The organism is Streptomyces sp. NPDC051907, from assembly GCF_040681075.1.
Taxonomy (GTDB): domain Bacteria; phylum Actinomycetota; class Actinomycetes; order Streptomycetales; family Streptomycetaceae; genus Streptomyces.
Genome location: NZ_JBFAYB010000049.1, coordinates 1 through 13,622 on the forward strand (window position 1 = coordinate 1; position 13,622 = coordinate 13,622).

Annotated in this window: 13 protein-coding genes; 4 read left to right on the forward strand and 9 right to left on the reverse strand. The window is 71.5% G+C overall.

Annotation, left to right across the window (positions count from 1 at the left end; genetic code table 11):
* Positions 1 to 127 precede the first annotated feature (127 nt).
* Positions 128 to 550 carry an ATP-binding protein gene (locus AB0M39_RS23905; protein WP_365367585.1) on the reverse strand — a complete coding sequence of 141 codons (423 nt, stop codon included), beginning with the start codon at positions 548 to 550 and terminating at the stop codon, positions 128 to 130.
* A gap of 124 nt (positions 551 to 674) precedes the next feature.
* Positions 675 to 1,829 (reverse strand): adenosine deaminase, encoded by a 1,155-nt coding sequence (locus tag AB0M39_RS23910; RefSeq protein WP_365367587.1) that lies wholly within the window; start codon positions 1,827 to 1,829, stop codon positions 675 to 677.
* Positions 1,830 to 2,067: 238 nt separating this feature from the next.
* Between AB0M39_RS23910 and AB0M39_RS23915 the strand changes: the two genes are divergently transcribed.
* Entirely contained in the window at positions 2,068 to 2,748 is a 681-nt protein-coding gene (locus AB0M39_RS23915; RefSeq protein WP_365367693.1) for an alpha/beta hydrolase, read from the forward strand.
* Between the two features lie 212 nt (positions 2,749 to 2,960).
* Here AB0M39_RS23915 and AB0M39_RS23920 read toward each other — a convergent pair whose 3' ends face one another.
* On the reverse strand, positions 2,961 to 3,923 hold the full coding sequence (locus AB0M39_RS23920; protein WP_365367589.1) for a LysR family transcriptional regulator: 963 nt from the start codon (positions 3,921 to 3,923) through the stop codon (positions 2,961 to 2,963).
* Positions 3,924 to 3,985: 62 nt separating this feature from the next.
* Here AB0M39_RS23920 and AB0M39_RS23925 point away from each other — a divergent pair, with 62 nt between their 5' ends.
* From AB0M39_RS23925 to AB0M39_RS23935, 3 genes are all read left to right on the forward strand, one after another.
* On the forward strand, positions 3,986 to 5,296 hold the full coding sequence (locus tag AB0M39_RS23925) for an MFS transporter (RefSeq protein WP_365367591.1): 1,311 nt from the start codon (positions 3,986 to 3,988) through the stop codon (positions 5,294 to 5,296).
* 115 nt (positions 5,297 to 5,411) lie between these two features.
* Complete coding sequence (locus tag AB0M39_RS23930) at positions 5,412 to 6,143, forward strand: L,D-transpeptidase family protein (RefSeq protein ID WP_365367593.1); 732 nt, start codon at positions 5,412 to 5,414, stop codon at positions 6,141 to 6,143.
* A gap of 66 nt (positions 6,144 to 6,209) precedes the next feature.
* Positions 6,210 to 7,190: a sigma-70 family RNA polymerase sigma factor gene (locus AB0M39_RS23935; protein ID WP_365367595.1), complete on the forward strand. Its 981-nt coding sequence runs from the start codon at positions 6,210 to 6,212 to the stop codon at positions 7,188 to 7,190.
* A 49-nt stretch (positions 7,191 to 7,239) separates the two neighbouring features.
* Here AB0M39_RS23935 and AB0M39_RS23940 read toward each other — a convergent pair whose 3' ends face one another.
* The 6 genes from AB0M39_RS23940 to AB0M39_RS23965 all read right to left on the reverse strand — a co-directional run bounded on the left by AB0M39_RS23940 (position 7,240) and on the right by AB0M39_RS23965 (position 13,403).
* Positions 7,240 to 7,530, reverse strand: coding sequence for an STAS domain-containing protein (locus tag AB0M39_RS23940; protein WP_365367597.1), 291 nt, complete (start codon positions 7,528 to 7,530; stop codon positions 7,240 to 7,242).
* A 124-nt stretch (positions 7,531 to 7,654) separates the two neighbouring features.
* Positions 7,655 to 8,932, reverse strand: coding sequence for a thymidine phosphorylase (locus tag AB0M39_RS23945; protein WP_365367599.1), 1,278 nt, complete (start codon positions 8,930 to 8,932; stop codon positions 7,655 to 7,657).
* Between the two features lie 109 nt (positions 8,933 to 9,041).
* Entirely contained in the window at positions 9,042 to 9,452 is a 411-nt protein-coding gene (locus AB0M39_RS23950) for a cytidine deaminase (RefSeq protein ID WP_365367601.1), read from the reverse strand.
* A complete protein-coding gene (locus AB0M39_RS23955; protein WP_365367603.1) occupies positions 9,449 to 10,720 on the reverse strand; it encodes an ABC transporter permease in 1,272 nt (423 codons plus the stop codon). The genes AB0M39_RS23950 and AB0M39_RS23955 overlap by 4 nt, the downstream gene beginning before the upstream one ends.
* Entirely contained in the window at positions 10,717 to 11,823 is a 1,107-nt protein-coding gene (locus tag AB0M39_RS23960) for an ABC transporter permease (RefSeq protein ID WP_365367605.1), read from the reverse strand. The genes AB0M39_RS23955 and AB0M39_RS23960 overlap by 4 nt, the downstream gene beginning before the upstream one ends.
* Positions 11,820 to 13,403: an ABC transporter ATP-binding protein gene (locus AB0M39_RS23965; RefSeq protein ID WP_365367695.1), complete on the reverse strand. Its 1,584-nt coding sequence runs from the start codon at positions 13,401 to 13,403 to the stop codon at positions 11,820 to 11,822. Before AB0M39_RS23965 ends, AB0M39_RS23960 begins: the two co-directional genes overlap by 4 nt.
* Positions 13,404 to 13,622: the final 219 nt, after the last annotated feature.

The following is a 13,622-nucleotide window of genomic DNA, read 5'->3' on the forward strand; positions in this document are numbered from 1 at the left end:
CCGGCGCCCCCGCGCCCCCGGGCCTGGGCCCCCCCCGCCCTCCCCCCCCCCCTCTCTGCGGGGGGGGGGCCCCCCCCCCGCCGGGGGGGCCCCCCCCCACTTCCGCGTGTGCGCGCTGCGGGACTCGTCAGAGAAGGGCGCCGGGCAGGCTCGTGCCGACCGGCAGGCTGCCGAGCGGAAGGCCCTCGGTCGGCAGGCCCTCGGTCGGCAGGCCCTTGGTCTGCAGACCCTTGGTCGGCAGGCCGCCCAGCAGGCTGGAGACCACGTCGCCGCCCTCGACGCCGCCGGGCAGCACCTTGTTCCCGGTCTCCTGGAGGGTGGCGGGCAGCGTGGTCGGCGCGTCGCCCAGCGCGGTCTGCGCCCCGGACAGCGCCTGCGGGGTGCCCGTCGGGAGCTTGGGGGCGACCTCTTGCGACACCAGGCCGGTGACGGTGCTCAGGGAGGGGGCCTCGGTCAGGGCCGGGGCGGCGGCGGCGGTGCCCGCAGCGGCGGCGGCGAAGGCGGCGCCGAGGGCGGCGACGCCGAGAGTCTTGGCAGCAGACTGCTTCATCAGAGACGAGTCCTTGGGATGGGGATACGAGCGGCTATGCAAGCTAGCCAGGCCCGCGCGGCCGCCGCAAACACCCCGAAGCGGCCGAGTGTTGACGTCCTCGGCCGCTTCCCGACTCTTCGCGTCAGCGCCCTTCGGAGGAAGAACCGCTGGTCGTGGCCGTTTGCTTGAACAGCCATTCGGACTTCAGCTCGGCGTAGCCGGGCTTGATGACGTCACTGATCATCGCCAGCCGTTCATCGAAAGGAATGAACGCCGACTTCATCGCATTGACGGTGAACCACTGCATGTCGTCGAGCGTGTACCCGAAGGTCTCGCTCAGCAGCTCGAACTCGCGGCTCATGGTGGTGCCGCTCATCAGCCGGTTGTCGGTGTTGACGGTGGCCCTGAAGTGCAGCCTGCGCAGCAGCCCGATGGGGTGCTCGGCGTACGAGGCGGCCGCTCCGGTCTGCAGGTTCGACGTCGGGCAGAGCTCGAGCGGGATGCGCTTGTCCCGTACGTACGCGGCGAGCCGGCCCAGCTGCACGCTGCCGTCCTCGGCGACGGTGATGTCGTCGATGATGCGCACGCCGTGGCCGAGCCGGTCGGCGCCGCACCACTGGAGGGCCTGCCAGATGGACGGCAGGCCGAAGGCCTCGCCGGCGTGGATGGTGAAGTGGTTGTTCTCGCGCTTCAGGTACTCGAAGGCGTCGAGGTGGCGGGTGGGCGGGAAGCCCGCCTCGGCGCCGGCGATGTCGAAGCCGACGACGCCCAGGTCGCGGTAGCGGTTGGCGAGTTCGGCGATCTCCAGGGCGCGGGCGGCGTGGCGCATGGCCGTGAGCAGGGCGCCGACGCGGATGCGGTGGCCGGCCTCGCGGGCGAGCCGCTCGCCTTCGCGGAAGCCCTCGTTGACGGCCTCGACGACCTGCTCGAGGCTGAGACCGGCTTCCAGGTGCTGCTCGGGGGCGTACCGGACCTCGGCGTACACGACGCCGTCCTCGGCCAGGTCCTGGGCGCACTCGGCGGCGACCCGGAAGAGGGCGTCGCGGGTCTGCATGACGGCGCAGGTGTGCGCGAAGGTCTCCAGATAGCGCTCCAGCGAGCCGGAGTCGGCGGCTTCGCGGAACCAGATGCCGAGCTTGTCGGGCTCGGTCTCGGGGAGCGCGTCGTAGCCCGCGTCGCGGGCGAGGTCGATGATCGTGCCGGGACGCAGCCCGCCGTCGAGGTGATCGTGGAGCAGCACCTTCGGGGCGCGACGGATCTGGTCCGCGGAGGGCGAATTGAGGGTCTGGCTCGTCATCTGCGCACTCTAGCCCCTACGCGCGTAGAGCGCGCCGGGTCGATACGTAACAGTGACCGTGCGTACGGGTGGAGTACACCCGCCCTTCTGAGACTGTTCTGCCATGGCACACCACGCACAGCCCCTGTGGTGGGGGCGTAGAGGCGATGCGGGCGCGGCGGCGCGGACCGGTGGGACGAGCGCCGGGCTGAGGCGTATCAACGGCGGCGGACGGGCGGTGGAGCCGGCGGTCGGCGGGGTGGTGCTGGTCCTGCCGGACGGGGAGGCGGTCTCGGCGCGGGGGCCGTCTCGGCTCTCGTACGCCGCGGCGCTGCCGCTGGGGCGCACGCTGGCGCGGGCGGGCCGTCAGGACGGTCTGGTGGTGCACGGCGTCCGCTACCGCTGCCGGGGCTGGAACGGCGCGGACGCGCATCTGGCGGCGGACGCCCGCTGGGCGGCGGACGAGGTGGTACGCCGCTACGGCGACGTGCCGGTCTGTCTGGCGGGCCACGGCATGGGCGGCCGGGCGGCCCTGCGCGCGGCGGACCACTCGGCGGTGAACTCGGTTCTGGCGATGGCGCCGTGGCTCCCCGAGGACGACGCGGCGGCGGAGCCGGAGCCGGTGCGGCAGCTGGCCGGCAGACATGTGCTGATCATGCACGGCACGAACGACGAGCGGACGGACCCGGAGCTGTCGTACCGCCTGGCCGAGCGCGCGAAGAGGACGAACCGCGACACCTGCCGCTTCGAGGTCCACTCGGACGGCCACGCGCTGCGCCAACACCACGCGGAAGTCCTGGCGCTGGCCTCGGACTTCGTCCTGGGCTCGCTCTTCACCCGCGCGTACGCCCGCCCGGTGGCCGACGCACTGGCGGCGCCGCCGCCGCTGGGCCTGCGGATGCCGCTGGCGGCGGGCTTCGGCAGATCGCTCCGCCACTGAGGAGCCTGCGGGGGGGGGACGGACCGGTGCCGCGACGTCCGGCAGCAGACGGCGATCGCTCCACCACGGAGGAGCCTGCGGGAGTTTTCGGCGGGCCGCAGCGCGCCCGGGTCGCCCTCCGGGAGGGTGCCCCCGCCCGCGAGGGCCCGCCGCCGTCGCCGCGCAGTCCCGCAGCAGACCCCGATCGCCCCGCCAGGGCCCGCCGTCGGCGCTCAGTCCGGCAGTAGGCGGCCCCGGCGCGAGAGCAGGAAGCGTTTGAACGCGGCCACCGGCGCGGTGTCCGGGTGGCCGTCCAGCCAGGCGACGCCGATCTCGCGGACCGCCCTCGGCGCCGTCACCGTCAGCTCCACCACGCCCGGGCGCGCCACCGCCGGCGGGGGCAGCAGGGCCACGCCCAGGCCCGCCGCCACCAGGCCGCGCAGGGTCTCCGCCTCCTCGCCCTCGAACGCCACGCGGGGCGTGAAGCCCGCCTCCGCGCACAGGTCGTCCGTGATGCGGCGCAGGCCGTAGCCCGGCTCCAGCGTGACGAACGTCTCGTCCGCCGCCTCCGCCAGCCGGATCCGCTTGCGGCCCGCCAGCCGGTGGTCGTCGGGCACCACCAGCCGCAGCCGCTGCTCGTCGAGACGGCGCGCCACCAGGTCAGGCGCGTCCGGGACCGGCGAGGTCAGACACAGGTCCAGCTCCCCCGCCCGGAGCCGTTCGATCATCGCCTCGCCGTAGTTCTGGACGAGCGTGAAGCGGATGCGCGGGTGGTCGGCCCTGAAGGCGCGGATCAGGCCCGGCACGGTCTCCGAGCCCATCGTGTGCAGAAAGCCGAAGGCGACCTTGCCGGACGCCGGGTCCGCGTCCTGCTGGACCGCCTCCGCCGCCTTCTCCACCTCCGCCAGCGCCCGCTCCACCGCCGTCAGGAACGTCCGCCCCGCCGGCGTCAGCGAGACCGTGCGGCCCTTGCGGGCGAAGAGCGCGACCCCCAGGTCCTCTTCGAGCCGCACGATCGCCCGGGACAGCGTGGACTGCGGCACGCCCATCTCCTGTGCGGCCCGCGTCACATGCTCCTGACGCGCCGCCCCGGCGAAGTACGCGAGCCTCGGCGCAAGCAACATCGCGGTGTCGGCTTCGTATTCTTCGTAACTGCTCGGTGACAGCCGAGGCTGTGAGCTGTGTTGATGCACCATGGGAACGATTATGGCCATTCCATGCATTGGACGCATGAAAAAGCTGGTCGTACGTTCGATGCATGCCTCCCGCCAGTACCAAGGCGTCCACCACCGTGGGCGCCGCCTCGCAGTCCTCCCGTCTCCTCGCCCCCGGCGTCCCCGGCTACCGCCGTATGAGCTTCGCTCTCTTCGCAGCCGGGGTGGCGACCTTCGCCCTCCTCTACTCCACGCAGGCCCTGCTGCCCGCCGTCTCCGCCGACTTCGGCGTGAGCGCGAGCGCCGCCAGCTGGACGGTCTCCGCCGCGACCGGCGCGCTCGCCCTGTTCGTCCTGCCGCTGAGCGCTCTGTCCGAGCGCTTCGGCCGGCGCAGCGTGATGACCGCCTCCCTGGTGATCGCCGTCCTGGTCGCGCTGCTGATCCCGTTCGCGCCGAACCTGGAGTGGCTGGTGGCGCTGCGCGCCGTGCAGGGCGCGGCGCTGGCCGGTCTGCCGGCGTCGGCGATGGCGTACCTCGCCGAGGAGGTGCGGCCCAAGGCGCTGGTCGCCGCGATCGGCCTGTTCGTGGCCGGCAACAGCATCGGCGGCATGAGCGGCCGGATCGTCACCGGCTGGGTCGCCCAGCTGTGGGGCTGGCGCGCCGGGCTCGGCGCGGTCGGGCTGATGGCCGTGGTCTGCGCGCTGGTCTTCCGCGCGATGCTCCCCAAGGCCCGTAATTTCACGCCCGGTTCGCTAAGCCCCCGCACCCTGGCCAGGACCGTCCGCGGCCACCTCGCCGACCCGCTGCTGATGCGGCTGTACGCGATCGGCGCGCTGTTCATGACCGTCTTCGGCGCGGTCTACACGGTGATCGGCTACCGCCTGGTCGAGGCGCCCTTCAGCCTCCCGCAGGGCGTCGTCGGCTCGATCTTCCTGGTCTACCTGGTCGGCACGGTCTCCTCCGCCGCCGCGGGCAAGCTCGTCGCCCGGCTGGGCCGCCGCGGCGCGCTCTACCTCGCGGTCGCCACGACCGCCGCGGGCCTGCTGCTCTCCCTCGCCGAGTCGCTGGCGGCCGTGCTCGCGGGCCTGGTCCTGATCACCGCGGGCTTCTTCGCGGGCCACGCGGTCGCCTCGTCCTCGGTGAGCCGCACGGCGAAGACGGGCCGCGCGCAGGCGTCGGCGCTCTACCAGTCCGCGTACTACCTGGGCAGCAGCGTCGGCGGCACGCTCGGCGCGGTCGCCTTCCACGCCGGCGGCTGGGCGGGAACGGTTCTGCTGGGGCTGCTCGCGGTCCTCGGAGTCGTGTCGATCACGCTGTACGGCACCCGCGTGGCGCGCGCCGAGCAGCGCGCCCACCAGCGGGCCGAGCAGCGCTCCGAGCACCGGATGCTGGTCGCGGCATCCGCTCAGCGCTGAGCGCTCGCGAATCTCCTGAAATCAGGTCCCCAGTCCGTACAACTCAAGCTCCCCGACGTGCGTCAAACCGGCAGACTCGGCGCGATCGCGCGGTGCACGGAGGGGAGTTTGCGTCATGGAAGTCACTGGCGGGGCAAGAGAGATACGCGGGACACGGGGGATACGCAGGCGGGCGGGCATCGTGCTCGGACTGACCGGCCTCATCGTCCCGCTCACGGCGGCGCTGGGCGCGGGCACGGCGCAGGCGGCGTCGTGCAGCACGTCGACGGGGCCGTACCAGAAGCAGGTGGAGAAGTTCCTGGGGCGCCCGGTGGACGGCAAGCAGTCCGCCGCCGACTGCAAGGCCATCCGCGCCTTCCAGGCCCAGCACGGCATCACGCCCACCATCGGCTACGCGGGGCCGATCACCTGGCGCACGATGGACACGATGCTCGCCCAGCGCGCCGCGGGCAAGAACCCGAACAAGGCCGGCAAGTGCCCGACGAACAAGGGCCGCATCGCCTGCGTCGACCTGACCCGGCAGCTCAGCTGGATCCAGGACGGCAAGACCCTGAAGTACGGCCCGGTGCCGGTGCGCACAGGCAAGGACGGCACCGAGACCCGCACGGGCGCCAAGAAGATCTACTGGCGCAGCATCAACCACTGGTCGACGCTCTACAACGTGCGCATGCCGTACTCCCAGTTCTTCGACGGCGGCCAGGCCTTCCACTCCACGACGAAGTCGATGTGGAACCCGCCCGGCTCGGGCGGTTGCGTCAACATGCGCAGCGGGGACGCGAAGGCATACTGGAACCTGCTGAAGAACGGCGACGACGTCTTCGTCTACGGACGCAAGCCCGGAACCTGACCCCCGTTGTCAGTCCCCTCCTGTACTTTCCAAGGGCTGGTGCCAAGGGGCGACAGGGGTGGACCGATGAGCGACGCGGCAACGACACAGGACCTGGACTCCAGGCTGGAGCAGTACCGCCGGGAGCTGACCGGCTACTGCTACCGCATGCTCGGCTCCGCCTTCGAGGCCGAGGACGCGGTCCAGGACACGATGGTGCGCGCCTGGCGCAACTTCGAGAAGTTCGAGGGACGCTCCTCGCTCCGCTCCTGGCTGTACCGCATCGCGACGAACGTCTGTCTGGACATGCTGAACGCCGGCAATCGCCGGGCCCGCCCGATGGACCTGACCGCGGCCACGCCCGTGGCGCAGGCCCAGCTCAACGCCCGTCCGGAGATCACCTGGCTGGAGCCGGTGCCGGACGGGCGCGTGCTGCCGTCGGTGGCGGACCCGGCGGAGACGGCGGTCGAGCGCGAGACGATCCGGCTCGCGTTCGTCGCCGCGCTGCAGCATCTGCCGCCCAAGCAGCGGGCCGTGCTGATCCTGCGCGAGGTACTGGCGTGGAAGGCCAGCGAGGTGGCCGAGCTGCTGGGCACGACGGTGGCCTCGGTCAACAGCGCGCTCCAGCGGGCCAGGGCCACGCTCGCCGAGTCGGAGCCGGCGGCGAGCGACGCGGCGGACCCGCTCGACGAGGAGCAGCAGCGGCTGCTGGAGCGCTATGTCGCGGCCTTCGAGGGGTACGACATGAAGGCGCTGACCGCGCTGCTCCACGAGGACGCGACGATGTCCATGCCGCCGTACGACCTGTGGCTGCGCGGGCACGACGACATCGTGGGCTGGATGCTCGGCGTCGGCGAGGTCTGCCGGGGCTCCAGGCTCGTGCCGACCGTGGCGAACGGCTCCCCGGCCTTCGCCCAGTACCACCCCAGCCAGAACGGCGAGGGGTACGAGCCCTGGGCGCTCATCGTCCTGGAGGTCTCGGACGGCAAGGTCGGCGGGATGGACTTCTTCCTGGACACTAAGCGCTGGTTCCCGCTCTTCGGGCTGCCTGAGCGGCTCGACGCCTGATCAGCGGGCTGCGACGGCGTGTGCGGCGCGGGGCTGGGAGGGCACTGGGCTAGGGCGGCGCGAGGTCGGCGAGCCCGACCAGGTCGAGCAGCAGCCGCAGCTCCGCCCCGGCGTTCCGCAGCCGTATCCGGCAGCCGAGGCGGCGGGCGGTGAGCTGGAGGCGGGCGAGCGCGTCGACCGCGGTCAGATTGGCGTGGGTGAGGGCGCCGACGTCGCAGATCGCCTCGGCGCCCCCCGCCACGCCGCTCAGTCGCGCCCTCAACTCCTCGCACAGATGAGGCACATCGGCCTGGGTCACTCTCCCGGCGATGCGCACGACGATCGGCTGTGTGGCGTCCACACTCAAAGAGACCGCCCCCGCGACCAGAACTCATCGCGGGGGCGGCTCGTCTGCAGGCGATCCTCAGACGGTCGTCGGGCGCACGTCAGACGACGCGGTGGCCAGACGGGGTGGGCAGACTCCGTCAGGAGATGCGGTCCAGCACGATCGGGTTCGCCGTGAACGCCGTGCCCGCAGGAGCGACGTCGTAGGCCGCCTTCAGCGAGTCCAGCGCGTAGTCGAACTTCTCCGGGGTGTCCGTGTGCAGCGTCAGCAGCGGCTGGCCGGCCGTCACCTGGTCGCCGGGCTTGGCGTGGATCTCGACGCCCGCGCCCGCCTGGACCGGGTCCTCCTTGCGCGCGCGGCCCGCGCCGAGGCGCCACGCGGCGATGCCGACGTCGTAGGCGTCGAGGCGGGTGAGGACGCCCGAGGCGGGGGCCGTCACCACGTGCTGCTCGCGGGCGACGGGAAGCGTGGCGTCCGGGTCGCCGCCCTGCGCCGCGATCATGCGCTTCCAGACGTCCATCGCCGAGCCGTCGGCCAGGGCCTTCGCCGGGTCCGCGTCCTTGATCCCGGCCGCGTCCAGCATCTCGCGGGCCAGCGCCAGGGTGAGCTCGACGACGTCGGCGGGGCCGCCGCCGGCGAGGACCTCGACGGACTCGCGGACCTCGAGGGCGTTGCCCGCCGTCAGGCCCAGCGGGGTGGACATGTCGGTGAGCAGCGCGACCGTCTTGACGCCGCTGTCGGTGCCCAGCGCCACCATGGTGGAGGCGAGCTCGCGGGCGTCCTCGATGTTCTTCATGAACGCGCCGGTGCCGACCTTGACGTCCAGGACGAGCGAGCCCGTGCCCTCGGCGATCTTCTTCGACATGATCGACGAGGCGATCAGCGGGATCGCCTCGACGGTGCCGGTGACGTCGCGGAGCGCGTACAGCTTCTTGTCCGCCGGGGCGAGGCCGTCGCCCGCGGCGCAGATCACGGCGCCGGTGGTGTCCAGGACGTGCAGCATCTCCTCGTTGGACAGGAGCGCGCGCCAGCCGGGGATGGACTCCAGCTTGTCGAGGGTGCCGCCGGTGTGGCCGAGGCCCCGGCCGCTGAGCTGCGGGACGGCCGCGCCGCAGGCGGCGACCAGCGGGGCGAGCGGCAGCGTGATCTTGTCGCCGACGCCGCCGGTGGAGTGCTTGTCGGCGGTGGGCCGCGACAGCGCGTCGAAGTTCATGCGCTCGCCGGAGGCGATCATCGCGGCGGTCCAGCGGGCGATCTCCGTACGGTTCATGCCGTTCAGCAGGATCGCCATCGCCAGCGCCGACATCTGCTCGTCGGCGACCTCACCGCGCGTGTAGGCGTCGATGACCCAGTCGATCTGCTCGGGGCTCAGCTCGCCGCGGTCGCGCTTGGTGCGGATGACGGAGATGACGTCCATGCAATTCCTCCAGAGTGGCTCTATGCGCTCAGAGTGACTCTCCACGCTCTACGCGCATAGAGAGAGGGTAGGGGAACGGCCCTCCCGCCGGAGCGGAAGGGCCGCGGTGCTACGGGAGATGGTGCGGGCCGAAAGCCTGCGGAAGCATCTCGGCCAGCGTCAGGACCCCTTCCGGGGTCTCCAGGAGCAGCTCGGGACCGCCGAACTCGTACAGCAGCTGACGGCACCGGCCGCACGGCACCAGGATCTCGCCCCGGCCGTCGACGCAGGTGAAGTGGGTGAGCCGGCCGCCGCCCGTGGCCTGGAGCTGGGAGACCAGACCGCACTCGGCGCACAGCCCGATGCCGTACGACGCGTTCTCCACGTTGCAGCCGACCACGGTGCGTCCGTCGTCGACCAGCGCGGCGACGCCCACCGGGAACCCGGAGTAGGGGGCGTACGCACGCCGCATCGCCTCGCGCGCCCGCTCGCGCAGCGCGTCCCAGTTCACCGACTCCGCGGATTCGGCGGCCGTGGTCACTTGCCCTGGCCTCTCTTGTACGGCATGCCGTCCGCCTTGGGCATCCGTAGCCGCTGTGCGGACAGGGCCAGGACCAGCAGCGTGGTGACGTACGGAGCGGCGTCCACGAACTGGCTGGGCAGCGCGTCGGTCAGGGAGTACCAGGCGAACAGCCCGGCGGAGACCCCGAGGCAGATCGCGGCCTGCCAGTGCTTGCTCTTGTACAGCTGCCAGGCGAAGGCGATCACCAGCAGGATGGCGAGCAGCAGGAGCATCGCGTGGACGTTCTCGGCGCCGCCGCGCAGCTTGAGGCTGTCGGTGAAGCCGAAGAGCCCGGCGCCCAGCGCCATGCCGCCCGGCATCCAGTTGCCGAAGATCATGGCGGCGAGGCCGATGTAGCCGCGGCCGCCGGTCTGGCCCTCCTGGTAGATGCCGGTGGAGACGATCGCGAGGAACGCCCCGCCGAGGCCGGCCATCGCGCCGGAGACGATCACGGCGATGTACTTGTACTTGTACACGTTGACGCCGAGGGACTCAGCGGCCACCGGGTTCTCGCCGCAGGAGCGCAGCCGCAGGCCGAAGCCCGTGCGCCACAGGACCCACCAGGTGCCGGGGACCAGCAGCAGGGCGAGGACGGTCAGCACCGAGAGGTTGGTGACCAGACCGCCGAGCATGCCGGCGAGGTCCGAGACGAAGAACCAGTGCTTGGCCTGGACGTCGGCCAGCCAGTCCGACAGCCCTGGAACGGTGATGTCGGTGATCTGGTCGATGCGCGGGGACTGCTTGGAGGAGCCGCCCTCGGCCTCGGCGAAGGTGAAGTTCGACAGGTAGCGCGTCACGCCGACGGCCAGGATGTTGATGGCCACGCCGGAGACGATGTGGTTGACGTTGAACGTCACCGTGATGACCGCGTGCAGCAGACCGCCGAGCGCGCCGCCGACGATGCCCAGCAGGACGCCGGTCCACGGGCCCCACTGGTAGCCGGCCCAGGCGCCGAACCAGGTGCCGAGGATCATCATGCCCTCGAGGCCGATGTTGACCACGCCGGCCCGCTCCGCCCACAGACCGCCCAGTCCGGCGAGGCCGATGGGCACGGCGAGCTGGAGGGCGCCGCCGACCTGGCCGACGGAGGTGAGGTCGTTGGCGCCGCTGATGACGCGGACCAGCGAGAACAGCGCCAGGCCGCCCGCGATGATCAGCATGATGACCGGCAGGGACAGCTTGCGGCGCCCGCCGCCCTTCTTGGGCGCGGTGCTCGCCATCGAGACCGTGCTCGTCGACTCGCTCATGCCGCTGCCTCCTTGTTCTTGCGGGCCTGCGCGGCCAGCTCCTCGCCGACCTTCTGCTGCTGACGTCGGAGCCCGTACTGGCGGACGAGTTCGTACGACACGACGACCGAGATCACGATCAGGCCCTGCATGATCGTGGCGATCTCCTTCTCGTAGCCGTGCTGGTCCAGCGATGCGGACGTCTTCTCCAGGAAGGCGATCAGCAGCGCGGCGAAGAAGATGCCGATGGGGTTGTTGCGGCCGAGCAGGGCGATGGTGATGCCCGTGAAGCCCACGCCGACCGGGAAGCTGAGGCTGTAGGTGTGGGTCTGGCCCAGCAGCAGCGGCATTCCGGCGAGGCCCGCGACCGCGCCGGAGATCAGCATGGCGGTGAGGATCATCTTCTTGGCGTCGACGCCGCTCGCCTGGGCGGCGGACTGGCTGGCGCCGGTGGCGCGCAGGTCGAAGCCGAAGCGGGTGCGGTTGAGCACGAACCAGTAGACGATGCCCAGTCCGAAGGCGACGAAGGTGAAGCCGTAGATGGTTCCGCCGTCGAGCTCGAGGCCCGTGACCCAGCCGGACTCGGCGATCTCGCCGGTGGTCAGGTCGTTGGAGCCGGGCGGCTGCTCGCCGAGGTTGGCGGGCAGGATCATCCACGCGATCAGGCTGGTCGCGATCGCGTTCAGCATGATCGTGGAGACGACCTCGCTGACGCCGCGGGTGGTCTTCAAGATGCCCGCGATGCCGGCCCAGAACGCGCCGACCATCATCGCGACGAGCACGATCAGCAGGATGTGCAGCGGGCCCGGCAGCTCGACGGACGCGCCGACGACCGCGGCGAGCATCGCCGCGAGGCGGTACTGGCCGTCCACGCCGATGTTGAACAGGTTCATCCGGAAGCCGATGGCGACGGCGAGGGCGGCGAGGTAGTACGTGCCGGCCTGATTGACGATCAGCACCTGGACGTCGGTGAACTCGGCGTTCTCGAACATCAGCTGGTACGGCTCGATCGGATTGCGGTCCGAGAGGAGCAGCACGACGGATGTGAGCAGGAAGGCCACGAGCAACGCGAGGGCCGGGCCGGCCAGACCCAGGATCAGCCGGTCCTTGTCGAACTTCTTCATCGGCCCTCACCGTTCTCAGGCTGCTCGGGTGCTTCGAGGTGGCCGGTGGCGGCGCCGGTCATGGCCGAGCCCAGCTCCTCGGGGGTGATCGTGGCGGGGTCCGCGTCCGCGACGAGGCGGCCCCGGTACATCACCCGCAGGGTGTCGGAGAGCCCGATGAGCTCGTCCAGGTCGGCGGAGATCAGCAGCACGGCCAGGCCCTCGCGGCGGGCCTCGCGGATCTGGTCCCAGATCTGCGCCTGCGCGCCGACGTCCACGCCGCGGGTGGGGTGGGCGGCGATCAGCAGCTTGGGCGCGTGGCTCATCTCGCGGCCGACGATCAGCTTCTGCTGGTTGCCGCCGGAGAGGGAGGCGGCGGTGACCTCGATGCCCGGGGTGCGCACGTCGTACTCGCGCACGATCCGCTCGGTGTCGGCGCGCGCGGCCTTCAGGTCGAGCAGGCCCTTCTTGCTGTTGGGGGCCTCGGTGACATGGCCGAGGATACGGTTCTCCCAGAGCGGGGACTCCAGCAGCAGACCGTGCCGGTGGCGGTCCTCGGGGATGTAGCCGATGCCGCCCTCGCGGCGCCTGCGGGTCGGGGCGTGCGAGATGTCGGCGCCGTCGAGCGTGATGACGCCGCCGTCGGGGTCGCGCATGCCCATCAGGGCCTCGATGAGCTCGGTCTGGCCGTTGCCCTCGACGCCGGCGATGCCCATGACCTCGCCCTTGTGGATGGTGAAGTCGACGTCCGCCAGGACCTCGCGCACGACGCCGTCGGGGTCGGTGACGGTCAGCCGCAGATCGGCCACCTTCAGCATCGGCACGTCCGTCACCGTCGACTCGCGGGTCTCGGGCGAGGGCAGCTCGCTGCCGACCATCAGCTCGGCGAGCTGCTTGGTCGTGGTGGTGCGGGGGTCGGCGGTGCCGACGGTGGTGCCGCGGCGGATGACCGTGATGTCGTCGGCGACCGACAGGACCTCGCCCAGCTTGTGCGAGATGAAGATGACGGTCAGGCCCTCGGCCTTGAGCTCGCGGAGGTTGTCGAAGAGCGCGTCGACCTCCTGCGGGACCAGGACGGCGGTCGGCTCGTCGAGGATCAGCGTGCGGGCGCCGCGGTAGAGGACCTTGAGGATCTCCACGCGCTGGCGGTCGGCGACGCCGAGCTGCTCGACCAGGACGTCGGGGCGGATGTTCAGCCCGTACGCGTCCGAGATCTCGTTGATCTTGAGGCGGGCCTTGGCGCCGATGCCGTACAGCTTCTCGCCGCCGAGAACGACGTTCTCCAGCACCGTGAGGTTGTCGGCCAGCATGAAGTGCTGGTGGACCATGCCGATGCCGCGTGCGATGGCGTCGGCGGGGCTGGAGAAGGCGACCTGATCGCCGTCGATGGTGATGGTCCCCTCGTCCGGCTTCTGCATGCCGTAGAGGATCTTCATCAGGGTCGACTTGCCGGCACCGTTCTCACCGACGAGGGCGTGCACGGTGCCCTTGCGGATGGTGATGTCGATGTCGTGGTTGGCGACGACGCCGGGGAAGCGCTTGGTGATGCCACGCAGTTCTACGGCAGCTGCCGACGGCGAGGGCGGACTGGACGCGTTGATGACGCACTCTCCTAGGCGGGGAAGGGAGCCGGGAGGGAAGGGCGGGGGCTGCCGACGGGCAGGCGGGAGGCGGGCTGTTGCGAGCAGGGGAATGGGGCGAAGTTATCGCGCCTGAGAGTGTTCTACGCGCGTAGCGATGCCGAATGCTGAAAACCGGCGCCGGAACGTGGCCCGGGGCCCGGAGGGGCGGCTTTCGCCGTCCATTCCGGGCCCGCGGGG